This is a genomic window from Streptomyces sp. NBC_00286, from assembly GCF_036173125.1.
Taxonomy (GTDB): Bacteria; Actinomycetota; Actinomycetes; order Streptomycetales; family Streptomycetaceae; genus Streptomyces.
Genome location: NZ_CP108054.1, coordinates 9,447,519 through 9,463,106 on the forward strand (window position 1 = coordinate 9,447,519; position 15,588 = coordinate 9,463,106).

The 15,588-nt window shown below is 70.1% G+C and carries 18 protein-coding genes; 5 read left to right on the forward strand and 13 right to left on the reverse strand.

From position 1 onward, the window contains the following. The 3 genes from OHT21_RS42640 to hypE are packed head-to-tail and all read left to right on the forward strand — an operon-like array spanning nt 1 to nt 2,484. Nucleotides 1–282, forward strand: coding sequence for a HypC/HybG/HupF family hydrogenase formation chaperone (locus tag OHT21_RS42640; protein WP_328773603.1), 282 nt, complete (start codon nt 1–3; stop codon nt 280–282). Beyond that, complete coding sequence (gene hypD / locus OHT21_RS42645) at nt 279–1,421, forward strand: hydrogenase formation protein HypD (RefSeq protein WP_328773604.1); 1,143 nt, start codon at nt 279–281, stop codon at nt 1,419–1,421. Before OHT21_RS42640 ends, hypD begins: the two co-directional genes overlap by 4 nt. After that, nucleotides 1,414–2,484, forward strand: a complete 1,071-nt coding sequence (hypE, locus tag OHT21_RS42650; RefSeq protein ID WP_328773605.1) for a hydrogenase expression/formation protein HypE — start codon at nt 1,414–1,416, stop codon at nt 2,482–2,484. Before hypD ends, hypE begins: the two co-directional genes overlap by 8 nt. 65 nt (nt 2,485–2,549) lie before the next feature. Here hypE and hypA read toward each other — a convergent pair whose 3' ends face one another. The 11 genes from hypA to OHT21_RS42705 form a co-directional block, all read right to left on the reverse strand. Continuing rightward, nucleotides 2,550–2,894, reverse strand: a complete 345-nt coding sequence (gene hypA / locus OHT21_RS42655; protein WP_328773606.1) for a hydrogenase maturation nickel metallochaperone HypA — start codon at nt 2,892–2,894, stop codon at nt 2,550–2,552. Nucleotides 2,895–2,901: 7 nt separating this feature from the next. Next, nucleotides 2,902–3,051: a hypothetical protein gene (locus OHT21_RS42660; protein WP_328773607.1), complete on the reverse strand. Its 150-nt coding sequence runs from the start codon at nt 3,049–3,051 to the stop codon at nt 2,902–2,904. A gap of 66 nt (nt 3,052–3,117) precedes the next feature. Continuing rightward, nucleotides 3,118–3,324 (reverse strand): hypothetical protein, encoded by a 207-nt coding sequence (locus OHT21_RS42665; protein WP_328773608.1) that lies wholly within the window; start codon nt 3,322–3,324, stop codon nt 3,118–3,120. Nucleotides 3,325–3,351: 27 nt separating this feature from the next. Next, on the reverse strand, nt 3,352–3,948 hold the full coding sequence (locus OHT21_RS42670; RefSeq protein ID WP_328773610.1) for a DUF5947 family protein: 597 nt from the start codon (nt 3,946–3,948) through the stop codon (nt 3,352–3,354). Then, on the reverse strand, nt 3,945–4,553 hold the full coding sequence (locus tag OHT21_RS42675; RefSeq protein WP_328773611.1) for a NifU family protein: 609 nt from the start codon (nt 4,551–4,553) through the stop codon (nt 3,945–3,947). Before OHT21_RS42675 ends, OHT21_RS42670 begins: the two co-directional genes overlap by 4 nt. Next, nucleotides 4,546–6,345 carry a nickel-dependent hydrogenase large subunit gene (locus OHT21_RS42680; protein ID WP_328773613.1) on the reverse strand — a complete coding sequence of 600 codons (1,800 nt, stop codon included), beginning with the start codon at nt 6,343–6,345 and terminating at the stop codon, nt 4,546–4,548. The genes OHT21_RS42675 and OHT21_RS42680 overlap by 8 nt, the downstream gene beginning before the upstream one ends. Nucleotides 6,346–6,418: 73 nt before the next feature. Further along, entirely contained in the window at nt 6,419–7,510 is a 1,092-nt protein-coding gene (locus OHT21_RS42685) for a hydrogenase expression protein HypE (protein ID WP_328773615.1), read from the reverse strand. Beyond that, entirely contained in the window at nt 7,507–8,052 is a 546-nt protein-coding gene (locus OHT21_RS42690; RefSeq protein ID WP_328773616.1) for a hemerythrin domain-containing protein, read from the reverse strand. Before OHT21_RS42690 ends, OHT21_RS42685 begins: the two co-directional genes overlap by 4 nt. Beyond that, nucleotides 8,039–9,817 carry a hypothetical protein gene (locus OHT21_RS42695; protein ID WP_328773617.1) on the reverse strand — a complete coding sequence of 593 codons (1,779 nt, stop codon included), beginning with the start codon at nt 9,815–9,817 and terminating at the stop codon, nt 8,039–8,041. Before OHT21_RS42695 ends, OHT21_RS42690 begins: the two co-directional genes overlap by 14 nt. A 488-nt stretch (nt 9,818–10,305) precedes the next feature. Beyond that, nucleotides 10,306–10,695, reverse strand: coding sequence for a hypothetical protein (locus OHT21_RS42700; protein WP_328773618.1), 390 nt, complete (start codon nt 10,693–10,695; stop codon nt 10,306–10,308). 243 nt (nt 10,696–10,938) lie between these two features. Further along, entirely contained in the window at nt 10,939–11,391 is a 453-nt protein-coding gene (locus OHT21_RS42705; protein WP_328773619.1) for a hypothetical protein, read from the reverse strand. Nucleotides 11,392–11,846: 455 nt separating this feature from the next. Between OHT21_RS42705 and OHT21_RS42710 the strand changes: the two genes are divergently transcribed. Beyond that, a complete protein-coding gene (locus OHT21_RS42710; RefSeq protein ID WP_328773620.1) occupies nt 11,847–12,344 on the forward strand; it encodes a hypothetical protein in 498 nt (165 codons plus the stop codon). A gap of 398 nt (nt 12,345–12,742) precedes the next feature. On the opposite strand, the gene OHT21_RS42715 is transcribed toward OHT21_RS42710, so the two are convergent. Beyond that, nucleotides 12,743–14,587, reverse strand: a complete 1,845-nt coding sequence (locus OHT21_RS42715; RefSeq protein WP_328773621.1) for a glycoside hydrolase family 15 protein — start codon at nt 14,585–14,587, stop codon at nt 12,743–12,745. A 233-nt stretch (nt 14,588–14,820) separates the two neighbouring features. On the opposite strand from OHT21_RS42715, the gene OHT21_RS42720 reads away from it, so the two are divergent. Beyond that, complete coding sequence (locus OHT21_RS42720) at nt 14,821–15,132, forward strand: hypothetical protein (protein ID WP_328773622.1); 312 nt, start codon at nt 14,821–14,823, stop codon at nt 15,130–15,132. Between the two features lie 243 nt (nt 15,133–15,375). On the opposite strand, the gene OHT21_RS42725 is transcribed toward OHT21_RS42720, so the two are convergent. Next, nucleotides 15,376–15,540 carry a sigma-70 family RNA polymerase sigma factor gene (locus OHT21_RS42725; protein WP_328774438.1) on the reverse strand — a complete coding sequence of 55 codons (165 nt, stop codon included), beginning with the start codon at nt 15,538–15,540 and terminating at the stop codon, nt 15,376–15,378. Nucleotides 15,541–15,588 lie beyond the last annotated feature (48 nt).

Below are 15,588 nucleotides of genomic sequence, written 5' to 3' on the forward strand. Positions count from 1 at the left end.
ATGTGCTTGGCAGTGCCCGGCAAGGTCGTCGCCATCGACGACGGCGCCGACCCGCTCACCGGGTTGATCGACTTCGGCGGTGTGCAGAAGCGGGCGTGCCTGGAGTACGTGCCGGAGGTGCGGGTGGGTGAGTACGTCATCGTGCACGTCGGCTTCGCCCTCCAGCGTCTGGACGAGGAGTCGGCGCAGGCCTCCTTGCGGCTCTTCGAGGAACTGGGGCTGCTGGAGGAGGAGTTCGGCGACGCCTGGGAACAGGCGGCAAAGGAGGCGGGAAGCCGATGAAGTACATCGACGAGTTCCACGACCCCGATCTGGCCCGGCGGCTGCTGGACGAGATCCGCGCGACGGTCACCCGGCCGTGGGCACTGATGGAGGTCTGCGGCGGACAGACCCACTCGATCATCCGGCACGGCATCGACCAACTGCTGCCCGAGGAGGTGGAGCTGATCCACGGCCCGGGCTGTCCCGTGTGTGTCACACCGCTGGAGATGATCGACAAGGCGCTGGAAATCGCCGCGCGTCCAGGGGTGATCTTCTGCTCCTTCGGCGACATGCTGCGGGTGCCGGGCACCGACCGTGACCTGTTCCGGGTCAAGGGCGAGGGCGGTGACGTACGGGTGGTCTACTCACCGCTCGACGCCCTGGAACTCGCCCGTCGGCACCCGGACCGGGAGGTGGTGTTCTTCGCCATCGGCTTCGAGACGACCGCCCCCGCGAACGCGATGGCCGTGCACCAGGCCCGCCGCCTGGGCCTGACCAACTTCAGCCTGCTGGTGTCCCACGTGCGGGTGCCGCCCGCGATCGAGGCCATCATGACGGCCCCGTCCTGCCGGGTGCAGGGCTTCCTGGCCGCCGGGCACGTGTGCAGCGTGATGGGCACGGCCGAGTACCCGCAGCTGGCCGAGCGGCACCGCGTACCGGTCGTGGTCACCGGATTCGAACCCCTCGACATCCTGGAGGGCATCCGCCGTGCCGTCCGTCAACTGGAGCGCGGCGAGCACCGCGTGGAGAACGCGTACGCCCGCGCCGTGCGCGAGGACGGGAATCCGGCCGCGGTCCGCATGATCGAGGAGGTGTTCGAGGTCACCGACCGGTCCTGGCGCGGCATCGGGCGCATCCCGTCGAGCGGCTGGCGGCTGACCGACGCCTTCCGTGCGTACGACGCCGAGCACCGCTTCGACGTCACCGGCATCCGCACCGAGGAGCCCGCCGAGTGTCGCAGCGGCGAGGTGCTCCAGGGGCTCATCAAGCCGACCGAGTGCTCCGCGTTCGGCACGACCTGCACCCCGCGCACCCCGCTCGGCGCCACCATGGTCTCCAGCGAGGGCGCCTGCGCGGCCTACTACCTGTACCGCCGGATGAACGGCCAGACACCGCAGGCCGACCGGGCCGCGCGGGAGGAGATGAACCCCGTTGCCTGAACAACTCGCCGACACGGTCGACCCGGCCAACTGGACCTGTCCCGCCCCGCTGCGCGACCAGCCGGTCGTGGTGATGGGGCACGGCGGCGGAGGAGCGCTGTCGGCGGAGCTGATGGAGCAGGTCTTCGTCCCCGCCTACGGCAACGCCACCCTCGCCGCGCTCGCCGACTCCGCCGTTCTTGAACTCGACGGCGCCCGGTTGGCCTTCTCGACCGACTCCTACGTGGTCCGGCCGCTGTTCTTTCCCGGCGGCAGCCTCGGGCACCTCGCGGTCAACGGAACCGTCAACGACCTGGCGATGAGCGGCGCCCGGCCCGCATACCTCTCCGCCGCGTTCGTTCTGGAAGAGGGCGTGGAGCTGACCGTCGTCGAGCGGATCGCGCGCGCCATGGGAGCGGCGGCCGAGGCTGCCGGAGTCACGGTGGCCACCGGCGACACCAAGGTGGTGGAGTCCGGGCACGGCGACGGCGTGTACGTCACCACCTCCGGGATCGGCCTTGTTCCCGACGGGGTCGACCTGCGTCCTCAGCGTGCGCGGCCCGGCGACGCCGTCATCGTCAGCGGGCCGATCGGCCTGCACGGCGTGGCGATCATGAGTGTCCGGGAAGGACTGGAGTTCGGCGTCGAGGTCGCCAGCGACACCGCGCCCCTTGCCGACCTGGTGGCGGCCATGCTCGCCGTCACCAGGGACATCCACGTGCTGCGCGACCCCACCAGGGGCGGGCTGGCCGCTTCGCTCAACGAGATCGCCCGCGCCTCCGGCACCGGGGTGAGGCTGTCCGAGTGCGCCATCCCGGTGCCGGACGCGGTCGCGAACGCCTGCGGTTTCCTCGGACTCGACCCGCTCTACGTCGCCAACGAGGGGCGTCTCGTCGCCTTCGTGCCCCGGCAGGCGGCCGACCAGGTGCTGGCGGCGATGCGCGCCAACCCGCAGGGCTCGGGCGCCGCGATCGTCGGGGAGTGCGTCGCCGACCACCCCGGCATGGTCGTGGTCTCCACCGGCCTGGGCGGCACCCGAGTGGTGGACATGCCCCTCGGGGAGCAGTTGCCGCGCATCTGCTGACCCGCAGCGCCGACCGGAAACGGCCCTGGCGGTGGGGCGGCCTCGCCCGCACCGTCAGGGCCGTACTACGCCGGTCGGATGTCGGTGATCTCCAGCTCCCGGCCGCTGCGGAGCGCCGTGGAGGGACGGTCGCAGCGCGGGCACCAGAAGAATGGCGGCACTCCCACCGAGAACTGCTCGGCGCACGACTCACACCAGGCGCGGGCGGGCACCCGCTCGACGACGAGCTTCGCGGCGGCCAGGGCGGTGCCGTCGCGGGCCACCTCGAAGGCGAAGTCGAGGGCTTCGGGGACCACGCCGGACAGCTCGCCCACCCGTACGCTCACCGCCGCGACGGCGTCCGTGCCTTGGGCCCGCGCCAGCTCATCGGCCCGTTCGACGATCGCGGTCGCGATCGACAGTTCGTGCACGGCGGGCTCAGCGCGGATGCCGGGAACCGGCGTGGAAGCCGGCCATCCGCCAGATCCGCACCTCCCGTACCGCTCCGGGCAACTCCTTGACCAACAGTGCGAGGAAGGCTCCGCCCACCAGCACCGCCTCCGCCATCAGGATCTGTCTGGCCGTCATAGCCGCTCCCTGCTCGCTCGTATTACTGGTCTCTTCGTGACGTGTGCCATCGCCCGGCCCGGGCCCTCATCCCGGGGAGATGCTCGGCATGATCTTCATGATCGCGTTGTGCCGCTTCCAGTGGATCCCCGTGGACCGGCGCGCGTCGGCGGTGCCGTCCTCGTTGTGTCCGGACTGGTGGCGGTACGGGCCCTTGTTGCCCTGGTGGATGCCGTAGACGTGGGTGGGCGTGTCCGGCCTCACCTGGGGTCTGCCGACCTTGATCCTGCCCATGCCGTTCTCCTCTCCTGTGGTTCGCGGCTACCGTCGCTCGGTCAGCTCGGCGAAGAACCGCTCGACGGCGGGCCAGACCCGGCCGCCGCCGGACAGCCCCCGCCACTCCTGGCGAACGAGGGCGACCAGCCGGAAGCAGTCGTCGACCGGCACGATCCAGTGGTGGTTCAGGGACCTGGCGGTGTTCACCAGCAGCGCTTCCACCTCGGGTTCCACGCCGGCCAGCTCCGGACACCTCGCCACCGTCTCCCGCCAGGCGCCCGCGTCCACCTCCCACCGGGTGGCACCCGCCGGGCTCGGGTAGTGCGCGGACACGGTGCCGTCCGTCCGGGGCACGAAGAACGCCAGACCGACGGGGACACCGAGCGGCCCGGTCTCGATCTTGGAGAGCCTCACCCGCCGCTGCGGGACCAGCCGGTAGTGACCATCGCCGGCCCCGTCGCCCACGAAGAGCACCGAGCACGCACGACAGGCGCACAGCGTCTCCTCGCGGCCTGTGTCGTACAAGTGGCGGTGGTCGGCAGCGATCGGCGCGCCGCACAGGTCGCAGCGCGCCTCGGCGCCGCCCGCCCGTCGGCCGGCGGACGAGCGGATCACGCGGGCCAGGGCGCCACCGGCCGTCATGGTGCTCCCTGCGGCTGGACGGGTCGGCGCACCAGCGTGTCCAGGGGGACGAACGCGGCCTGCCGGGACTCCTGCTCCGCCACCGGCTCCACGGCCGTCAGTTCGGGCGCCGCGGCGAGAACCGCCTCTCGGACGGCCTCCTCGACGTCGGCGGATGCCGACCCGCACCCGGATCCGCATCCAGGGGTACGGAGCCGGATTCGCGCGACCGGGCCTTCCACTGCGGCCAGTTCCGCATCACCGCCGCGTTCCTGGAGGGCGGGCCGGAGCCGCTCGACGGCCCGGGCGGCCCGACGCTCGGGCGGCTCCGGGTGGACCTCGTGCAGCACCAGCAGGTGACCCAGCAACTCGTCGTCGGCCAGGCGTGCGCCCAGCGCGGCGTCCGCACGGTCCATCACCCGGGCCAGCGCCTCGCCGTAGACCTCGGTCAGCGCGCCGACGGCGTCGAGGGCTGCTTTGGCCGTGGGGCCCGGCGCGATCTGCACCTTTTCCAGCAGCTCGTCGATGCGCGTGAGCCGTGCCATGACCTCGCCGTCGTCCAGCCGCGGGGCCGGACCTGCGCCACCGGCCTCTTCCGCGGCGGCCGAGTGAGCGGATTCAGCCATGGGACGCTCCGTAGGTGGGGGAATGCAGGGTGCTGAGCGTCTTGCCCTTGCCGAGGTACATGTGGACCCCGCAGGGCAGGCAGGGATCGAAGCTTCGGACGGTCCGCATGATGTCGACGCCCTTGAAGTCCTCCGGCCCGTTCTCCTCGAAGATGGGCTGTCCCTGGACGGCGTCCTCGTACGGGCCGGGGGTGCCGTAGCTGTCGCGGGGGCTGGCGTTCCAGGGGGTCGGCGGGTACGGGTGGTAGTTGGCGATCTTCTTGTCCTTGATCACCAGGTGGTGGGAGAGGACGCCGCGCACCGCCTCGTGGAAGCCGCAGCCGATGGCCTCGTCGGGCACCTCGAAGTCCTCGTACACCTTGGTCTTCCCCGCGCGCACCAGTTGCATGGCCTCCTCCAGGGACTGGAGGGCCATCGCGGCCGCGTAGGCGATGAAATAGGGCCGGGCGCGGTCCCGCTCGATGGTGTTGCTCCACTTGGGGATGTGCCACTCCAGCGTCGTCTCCGGCAGCTTCTCGCTCTTGGGAAGCGAGATGCGCACGCTGTGCCCGGTGGCTTTGATGTACGGAGTGTCGACCAGGCCGTTGAGCGCCGTGGACCACAATCGGGCGAGCGGACCGCCGCCGGTGTCGAGGGCGAGGTGCTCACCGCTCTCCTTGTGGTACCAGCGCGGGCTCATGACCCAGCTGTAATTGGCGTCGAACTCGCGCTTCTGCGGCACAGGGACGGTGGTCTGGTTCCACGGGTGCCGCATGTCGACCGGGTTGCCGAGCGGGTCGTGGGTGACGAACGGCTTCTCGTTGACCCAGTCGTCGTAGTAGGAGCTGCCCAGCAGGATGCGCATCCCCAGGTTGATGTCGACCAGGTTGTTGGTGACCAGTTCGCCGTCGAGGACGATGCCGGGCGTGACGTACATCGCCTTGCCCCAGTCGTTCATGGTCTCGTAGCGGTAGTCGACCACGTCCGGGTTCTGGAAGGAGCCCCAGCAGCCGAGCATGATCCGGCGGCGTCCGACCTCCTCGTAGCCGGGCAGCGCCTCGTAGAAGAAGTCGAACACGTCGTCGTTCATCGCCACGGCCTGCTTGATGAAGTCGAGGACCTTCATCAGGCGGGACAGGTAGTCGGTGAACGTGTTCGGCTGCGGCATCGTGCCGACGCCGCCCGGGTACATCGTCGACGGGTGGACGTGGCGCCCTTCCATGAGACAGAACATCTCGCGGGTGACGCGGCTGACCTTCAGGGCCTCCTTGTACACCTCGCCCTCGAACGGGTTGAAGGCGCGCATGATGTCGGCGATGGTCCGGTAGCCGTGAATCTGCCCGCGGGGCGCCTCGGTCCGCTCGGCCCGCGCCAGCACACTCGGGTTGGTGGCCTTGACCATCGCCTCGCAGAAGTCCACGAACACCAGGTTGTCCTGGAAGATCGTGTGGTCGAACATGTACTCGGCGGCCTCGCCGAGGTTGACGATGTGCTCAGCGAGCGGCGGCGGCTTGATGCCGTAGGCCATCTGCTGCGCGTAGTTCGAGCAGGTGGTGTGGTTGTCGCCGCAGATGCCGCAGATGCGCGAGGTGATGAAGCCCGCGTCGCGCGGGTCCTTGCCCTTCATGAACACCGAGTAGCCGCGGAAGAGCGACGAGGTGCTGTGGCACTCCACGACTTCCTGGTTGGCGAAGTCGATCTTCGTGTAGATGCCGAGGTTCCCGATGATCCGGGTGATGGGGTCCCAGGACATGTCGACGATCTGCGGCGGTCTGCGCTCGCCCGCCCGGATCCGGTCCTCGGTTGTCGTCATGTGCGTTCCTGCCCTCGCTGTTCGCTGCGTTCGACGGTCGGTGGTGTGGGTTCGCCGGGCGCCGGGTCGTGGTTCACGGACGCCAGTCGGGGTCGTAACCGGAGGTGAGCACCGGCTTGTTGTGGTGCCACTTGGGTTCGCGGTTGACCGCGATGTTGGTGATGCCGCGCATGCGGCGGATGAACGCCCCGTAGGGCTTGATGAGGATCGACGACAGGCTGCCGCCGGCCGGCTCGTCCATGAACGGCATGAACATGTCGGGAAAGCCCGGCATGGTGCAGCCGATGCAGATGCCGCCGACGTTCGGGCAGCCGCCGATGCCCGACATCCAGCCGCGCTTGGGCACGTTGCAGTTCACCACCGGGCCCCAGCAGCCCACCTTCACCTGGCACTTGGGGGAGTTGTAGTCCTTGGCGAAGTCGCCCTGCTCGTAGTACGCGGCGCGGTCGCAGCCCTCGTGCACGGTCTTTCCGAACAGCCACTGCGGCCGCAGCATGTGGTCGAGCGCCGGTGCCGGGGCGGCCCCCGCCGCGTGGTAGAGGACCCAGAGCAGAGTCTCCATGAAGTTCTCCGGCTGGATCGGGCAGCCGGGGACGTTGACGATCGGGAGGGCGCCTTCCGACTTGAAGTCCCAGCCGAGGTAGTCGGCCAGACCCATGCAGCCCGTCGGGTTGCCCGCCATCGCGTGGATGCCGCCGTACGTGGCGCAGGTGCCGGCGGCGACCACCGCCCACGCCTTCGGGGCGAGCCGGTCGATCCACCAGTTCAGAGTGAGCGGTTCGCCGGTGTCCGGGTCGTTGCCGAACGACGTCCAGTACCCCTCGCCCTCGATGATCTTCTGGTTGGGGATCGACCCCTCGATGACGAGGATGAACGGCGAGAGCTCGCCGCGGATCGCCGCGCGGTAGGGGGCGAGGAAGTCCTCGCCGCCGAGGCTCGGGGAGAGCACCTTGTTGTGCAGGTTGACCTTCGGCAGCCCGGGGACGAGCCCCTGCACGAGGTCCTCGATCGCCGGCTGGCCGGCCGCGGTGAAGGACACCGAGTCGCCGTCGCAGCTCATCCCCTCGGAGATCCACAGGACGGTGATCTCGTCGAAGCCGTCCTCGCGTGCTTCGGACCGGCTCGGTTCGGTGGCGACCTCACGGGTGCCGCTTGCGGTCGTCATGTCTTGGGCCTCCGCTGCAGTCGGTCCCGGAACCGGTCGTACACCGCGGCCACCGGCCCGGCGAAAGCGAGCGCGGGCGGCCTGTCCGGGGCGTGGGGGTGGGGGCGGGTCGGCGCGGTCTGTTTGGCCTTCACGAGCATCCGCCCCAGCTCGTCGAGCCGCTGCTGATCGACTGCCTCGCGCAGCTTGGGAATGAATTCGGTCTCCTCCTCGCGCACGTGCTCCTCGACGTCCCGCCGCAGCTGCGCCAGCAGTTCTTCGGTGCGTTCGTCGTCCTCGCCGAGCCCGTCCAGCTCAGCGAGGGTCTTCTTGACGGCCATGTGCTCGCCGAGATGGTCGTCGACCAGCCGCTCGCCGTCCGGCAGGACCTTCCTGGCGAGGGGGTAGACCATGAGCTCCTCCAGTGCCGCGTGCTTGGACAGCTCGCGGATCAGCAGCTCCACCACGCCGCGTCGCTGCGCCGCGGAGGCGGCGGAGTGATAGTCGCGGAAGAGCTGCTCGACCATGCGGTGGTCGTGCACCAGCACCTCAAGACCGTCCATCGGACCGTCCCTCCTCCGGCCCGTCGGCCAGATCTCGGGGCCGCTCGTGCGGCGGCCGGGAAGCCTCGGGCAGCGCGGCCGGACCCGCGGTGTCCATGGGATCGAGCGGCTCGAGTTCGTCGGGCCGGAAGTAGTGGAAACGGCCGTACCAGCCGTGCAGCTCCGCCGCCGGATCGTCGTCGACGGTGACGGCGAGGTGGACGCTGCCGTCCACGTCGTGGAGGACCGCCGCGACCCGGGCGGTCCGCCCGGCCAGGAACATGTCCTGGGCGTCGGCCCCCCGGACGCGCGGGTGGAGCCGCACCCGGTGGCCGCCCCCCACCGGCACGCCGTCGATCAGCACCGTGTCGGTTGTGGGGGACAGGCCGTCGTCGGCGCCCTCCTGCCACCACGCCGGCCGGTCGGTGGCGGCCGTTGCGCCAACGCGGTTCCTCGGTCCGGCCGGCTCAGCGGCCTGGGCGGTGAGCGCACCGGCGTCGGGGCGTGCCGGTGCGGCGGGGGGAGCCGTGACGTCGACGGGGCTCGGCATGGCTTCGCCGGGAAGCGCGTGAATGTCCGGGAGGGTGGTCGCGCCGAGGGCCGCGGGCGGGGCGGGGACCAGTGAGCGGATGGTGCCGTGCAGCCGGGCGAAGACCTCCGGAGGCATGTTTTCGACCCGGTCGAGGATCTCGGCGGCACGCCGGTCGGTGGCTCGTGCCTCGCGCTTCTCCTCATCGGTGAGGAGCAGGGTGCGCAGCGTCAGGATCTCGTCGATCTCCGCGGCGTCGTGGAGATCGCCCGGGCTCTCCGGCGCCACCTGCGGGTGGTCGGGAAGGATGATCGGCGCGGAGAGCACGGCGTGTCCGGTGAGGCCGGCTCCTGCGTACGTGTCCGGCAGGTCCTCGGCGCCGCGGGTACGGACCGCGGGTGCGGGCGATTCGCCACCGAGGACGGGGAAAGTGAACGCGTTGCGGCAGTCGCGCGCGTACCGCTCGAGGCCCGGCGGCGGATCGATCAGCGACACGAACTCCACGCCGTCGCCGCCGATGAGAGTGTGCGTCGCGATCAGCGCGTGGCGCTGCGCCTCTTCGCGAGCGGCGCGCGGATCGGGTGCGGATTGCGTGTTCTCGGTACGGATCCGCAGACGGCAGATGTCTTCCTCGATCTGCTCGGCCAGGAGGGTGGTGGTCGCACGGACGGCCGCCCGTCGCCGCACCACCCGACCGGCGCCCCCGGGAAGTGGTTCGATCTCCTCCCCCTCTGACGCACCCACGGGGAAGGTGTGCTCCCGCCGCATCAGGTCGCCCAGCGGGACGACGACGTCCCGTTCGAGCGGTACCGCCTCGGCGAAAGTCAGGTGGACCGTTCCGTCGTCCGTGTGGAGTGACTCGACGGGGCTGTACCGCTCCTGCGGACCGGCCTCCTCCACCTGCTTGTGCTGCATCTGCAGGTACCGCACCCTCACCCGCACGAGCGCGTCGGACCGGCGACTGCGCAGCAGGCACTCGGTCCGCTGGTACCAGGAGTCGACAGATCCTGAGATGCCAGGAAGCACGGGGTTGTCCCGCTCCACCCAGTTCCGCGGGAACAGGACGCCGAACTGCCACCGCACGCGGTTCTTGGGGGAGGACCGGCGATACGGGTAGAGCAGATAGCCCTCGTACAGGACGGCGTCGGCCACCGCACCGAGTCGATCCAAAGGACCGCCGTATCCGTCCGACGGCGACCTGGTGCCGTCCATGGCAACGGCGCACGCCGTTCCACTGCCCGCCAGAGCCTCCGCCATCCCGCCTCCACGGATCCGTACGCGTGCCATCCCTTCCACCACCGTGGCACCGTTCACCGTTGCCTGCCCCTCCGGCGCACCCGCTTTGAGCCGTCCGGCGGAGCCGCGGGCAACGCCGTGCGCCGAGGGCCACGGGCGGGCGTATCAAGCAGCGCGCTCAGGCTGGCGAAACCAAGTCGTCCGGCGGTGGATCGCGCAAGAGCAAGCCCTCCCGCCAGAGCGGTGGCACGCGGTCGAAGGCGTCTGGCGGCGCAGGAGGAGCACGGTCAGGTCCCACCCGCGACGGACTCCCCGCGGAGGCGCAGTCGTAAAGGGACCGAGGACGCTCATGGACAACTACCACGCGACCGCCCGCATCCTGCCCCGGTCACCCCGGCTGCACCGCGAACGTCACCCGCGCGACGTCCTCACGGCCTCCTTGGGCTGAGATTTTCCGTCACGACACACTGTCCGGCCGACCGGCCGGGAACGCCTGCTCTCACCCCTAATCACGGCTCCGGCGGTTGACTCCGCCGCTCGTTGTGCCATGCGATGGCGCGCCGGATTTCCGGCTCATGCAGGCCGGTCAGGCAGGCAAGCTGCTCCATGGTGAGAACCGGGGGACCGGACGCCAGGACGCGGGTGATCTTCGCCGCCCAGAGTTCCTCTTCGATGAAGGGCCGACGCCGGTACGTCTCTCTGATGGCGTCGAAGTGCACGTCCCTGCAGGCCGTCACGTGGCGAAGGCCGTCGAACCAGTCGTTGGTGGCATGCGTGGCGGAGGAGTCAGGGACGTACCCGCTCACCGCGTCACTCGCCGGGAACACGTCGCCGCACAGGTCGCACAGTTCCAAGCGGGCTGCTCGTGCCGGCCGAGCACGCTTCCTGCGCTTCCACATCGTGCTCCCAAGGAGGTGACGAGACGTCGGCTTGTTGAGCAGCCGCTGAAACGGGCGGTACGGAAAGCCTCCGGGAATGGGCTTCCACGCCGACACGGTTTCTCACTCGTTCCGTCGGCCGGGGAGGTCTTCTCGAAGCACGGATGCGGCAGGTGGGTTGGTTCCGCCCGGACGTTTTCCTCGCCATGGCAATGAATGCCGCTCTCGGGCAGCCGCCATGCCGGACGCCTGTCCCGGGCGCCGTCAGCGCAGGACCTGGTACACCGAGGCGGTGGTGAGGCCGTACACAAGATGTGGGACCACGTCGGACGCCCACGACGTCAGGTCCCACGAGGCGGGATCGGTCACTCTCAGCGCGGCGGCCGGGGCGTCACTGCCCGCCATGGCGGCCGCGCCGAGCAGCGGGCCGACCGCCCAGGCGGGCAGTGCTCCGCTGCCGCGCCGCAGCAGGCCGTACGCCGCGCCGACGCCGAGGCCGGTGACGTAGCCGAGGAACGTGCCGGCAGCTTGTTCGCGGTTGGACTTGGCCTCTCCGTCACCCAAGTCGACGCCTATGCGGTCGGCGAGACGATCGGCGACCTGGGTAGGGACGTCGCTGGAAGCCCGGCCGCGCAGCAGCATGTCGCCGTAGGTCGTCAGGTTGAGTGCGATGGTGCCGACCGCGCCTGCCAGCAGGCCTTTGGTGACTGGCTGCATGGGACGTACTCCCTTGGCATGTGAGCCGTTGGGACTGTCAGGCCCTCCGGGTTCCCTGGCAGCGGTCGACAAACAGGGCCCGGAGGCTGGTTCGGCGCGCTCTGACAGAGCAGTGCTCCGGACTCTGGCAGAACGGCTCGGGCGTGTGCATCTCGGAGCCGCAGGTGGCCGATCGCCTCTCACCAGCGGGTTGGGCTTTCCTGGAGCGGGGTACTCGCGACATACTGCCAAGATTTGTCGAAAATCGGTTGCCGTCCACGGAAGTGCGAGTTTCCCCACTCGAATCGACGGCTTGTTTCTGAACATCTGCGCCATGTCAGAACTGACCCCTGTGCTGCGGGGACGTGTCAGCCGACGGGGGAGGGACTGCCAGGCAGGGACATTGCGTCCGGGCACGGGCGTAGGGGCGGCGCCGAGCAGACCATCGCCGAGGGGGCAACCAGAAGGGGAGAGCCGTGGCCGAACCGAAAAGGACGTGGTCATCGATCAGTCGTGCCGGGGCGCGGGGGCTTGTCGCCGCCATGGCGATGACGGGCAGCCGCACAGTGGCGGCGGGTATCGCTCCGGGGGAGCGGACGCCGCCAGAGGCGATCGTGGAGAAGCAGGCGCCATACCTCTTCTCGCGCTTGGAAAAGCACCAGCGTGAAGCCGTCACCGAGCTGCTCCACTGGGTGTACGGCGCCGGTGGCGGTCTGGCTTTCGGCTTGCTGCCTGCACGGATCCGTCGATTTCCCGGGACGGGCGTGGTCTACGGATTGACGTTCTGGCTGGGCTTCGAGATGGGGATCGCTCCCATGCTCGGCATCGAGCAGGTGAAGCACCGGAAGGTGCTGTGGCGTGTGGTCATTGCGCTCGACCACGTGCTGTACGGCGTGGTGGTGGCCGGCCGTCTGGCCCCGGAACCGGCGATCGACGGCGACCGGGCCGAAGGCGAGGGCGAGGGCGACGACTGAACGCGGGACAGGGCTCCCGCGGGGTCGACCTGCCCATGGTGAGTAGTCGCCGCAGCTTTGGCCTGCGCGCCCGTGTCAGGTCTCAGTCGGACGAAAGGCGGTGCTGCGGCGGCTGGCGCAGCCGGCCGCTGTGACCGACGAGCGCATACACGGGGCGTGTCGCCGGCTGCCGGGCCTTCCGCCTGGTGTCACCCACGACGCGTGGAGCTTGGTGAGCCCCCTATGGGGTGGTGACTGTCCTGATACGGTCCCGCGGCGGTGTGCGCCTCGTGCGACGCCGCGTTGTGCGCGGAGCACGTGCGTGAGGAGGGGGAGGAGATCCGGCAGCTGGTCGGCATGGGCAAGGCCACTCACGGTCGTCCTGCCCGCAGTTGCCGGTGCGACATGGCACGGGCGTCTCAGATGCGGGGGAGTCCGTGTGCGGTCGGGGCTGTGCCAGGAGGACCCTGATCCATGCCGGGGCGCGCGGTCCTCGTCTGTGTCCCGCTGAGGAACCGCGCCGTGTTGACCAGGCCGACGAGGCTGAACGCCTGCGGGGTGTTGCCCAGATGGCGGCGGGCGCGGGGATCGTACTCCTCACTGAGCAGGCCGACGTCGTTGCGCATGGACACCAGGTGTTCGAAGAGCTCTTCCGCCTCGGCCTGGCGCCCGATGCCGTGGAGCGCGTCGGCCAGCCAGAACGTGCAGGCCAGGAAGGCACCCTCGGTTCCGGGGAGAGCGTCGACGTTGTCGTCGGCGCCCAGACGGTAACGCAGCAGCAGACCGTCGTCGCACAGCTCCCGCCGTACGGCCTCCACGGTGCCGTGGATGCGAGGGTCGCTCCAGGGCAGGAATCCGACCCGGGGCAGGAGGAGCAGTGAGGCGTCGAGACCTCGGGAGCCGTAGTACTGCGTGAAGGTGTTGCGCTCGGAGTCGTAGCCGTCTGCGCACACGTCGGCGTGGATGCGGTCCCGTAGGGCGCGCCAGTGGTCCGCCGGGCCGCTGAGGCCATGGCGGGCCACGGTGTCCACGGCCCGGTCGGCGGCGACCCAGGCCATGACCTTGGAGTGGACGAAGTGGCGTCGAGGTCCGCGGACCTCCCACAGCCCGTTGTCCGGCTCCTTCCAGCGGCCCTCGAGGTGGTCGAGCAGGGCGCGTTGCATGTCCCAGGCGGTCTCGTGCGGGGTGAGGCCGGTGCTGCGGGCCAGGTGCAAGGTGTCGAGGACCGCTCCCCAGACGTCCAACTGGAGCTGGTCGGCGGCGGCGTTGCCGATGCGCACCGGGGCGGAACCCTCGTAGCCGGACAGCCAGCGAAGGGTGTGCTCGGGAAGTCGGCGTGCGCCGTCGACGGCGTACATGATCTGCAGTTTCGCCGGATCGCCGGCGACGGCGCGCAGGAGCCACTCCCGCCAGGCCGCGGCTTCGTCGACGTAGCCGGTGCCGAGCAGTGCCTGCAGGGTGAAGGCGGCGTCCCGCAGCCAGCAGTAGCGGTAGTCCCAGTTGCGCTCGCCGCCGATCTCCTCGGGAAGGGATGTGGTGGCCGCGGCGAGGACTCCGCCTGTGGGCGCGTAGGTGAGCGCCTTGAGCAGGAGAAGGGAACGCCGCACCTCCTGAGGCCATCGGCCGTCGTAGCGGCACCGGGACATCCAGTCAGTCCAGAACGCCTCGGTGTCCGCGAGTGCCATGTCGGCGTCCACGGGTTCCGGGCGGGCCAGGTGGGAGGGGGCGTGGGTGAGCACGAAGGGCACGCGCTGCCCGGCCTGGACGGTGAACTCGGCGACGGTCGTGAGATCTCGGCCGTGCAGGTCGACGGGTGTGCGCAGCCAGAGGGCATCGGGTCCTGCCACCGCGGCCAGGTCCGGCCCGATGCGGCGCACCCAGGGCACCAGATGGCCGTAGTCGAGTCGGAGCCGCAACTCCATGCGCATGGTCACGTGGCCGGACAGGCCCTCGACCACGCGCACGACGTCCGCCGCCTCGCCGCGCAGTGGCATGCAGTCCACAACGCGCACGTCACCTTCGGGGGTGTGCCACACGCTCTCCAGGATCAGGGTGTCGCCGCGGTAGCGGCGGTGCGTGGCAGGGCCTCCGGACGCGGGCGCGAGCAGCCACCGCCCGGCCTCCTCGTGGTGCAACAGGGCGGCGAAGCACGCCGGGGAGTCGAAACGGGGCAGGCAGAGCCAGTCGATGGAACCGTCGCGGCCGACCAGCGCGGCGGTGTGCAGATCGCCGAGCAGGGCATAGTCCTCGATGGCCGCGGCCATACGCTCTCCGGGCGGTTCGGGTGAACGGTCGGCTGAGCTTCGCCCGAGTGCCCGGGACGCTGCTCCGTACACCGCCGGGACCGGCTTCCGGTGGCCTCCCACCCGTCCGAACTTCCGCACACGGGGCGACGATCAGGGTTTCAGCGGTCGTATGCCGTGAGACCCAAAAGGGCTGAGAGACATCGTCCGGACGCAGAGTGCGTCAAGGCGGTTTCCGATGGGAGGGGACCCAGGTGCCGGATACATTGACGCTGATCGCCGGGGACCGCCAACGCGTCGAGCGAGGCAAGGAGTTCGCACCTCTCGCCGTCCTGGTGGCGTCCGATGGCGAACCCGCCGGCGGCCGCATGGTGAGTTTCTTCGTCGACGATCCCGAGGGAACCGGTACCGACTTCCGAGGTGGCTCGCCCGTCCGGGTCACCACGGCCTCGGACGGTACGGGAACCACGGATGTGCCGCTCATCGCCGGCGATTCCCCCGGCGTCGTGCAGATCAACGTCATCGCCGACGGCGTGAACTCCGCCTTCTCCGTGGTAGTGGTGTAGGGCAGCGAGCGCCAACAGAAGCTGGGGCTCTCGGGCGGGGGCCCGTGGTGTGTCTTCGTGCGGCCACAGGGCGTACATGTAAACCGTTGCCCGCTGAGCGGGAAAAGGCCGGGGCCCCGCCTCGCCCGCCCGGACATGAGCACCTCCCGCGCCTCATCTCCACACGTACGTCAAGGGTGCGTACGCGAAGCCACGGGAACGGCACGGTCCCGCAGGCACTCTTCCCCGGGCGGCGCCGCCCGGTCAGCAGCCCGTCATTGCACGCCGCAGGAAGGTGCAGGACCGGTTCAGCAGCCGGGACACCTGCATTTGGGACACGCCCACGACGTCCGCGACTTCGCGCTGGGTGAGGGAGTTGAGAAAGTAAAGCCTCAGCACGCGGCGTTCCCGGTCGGGCAGCCTGGTGATGCCTTACGGCATGCCTGATCCGGGCCGGTCCTCAAGGACCTGCGACGG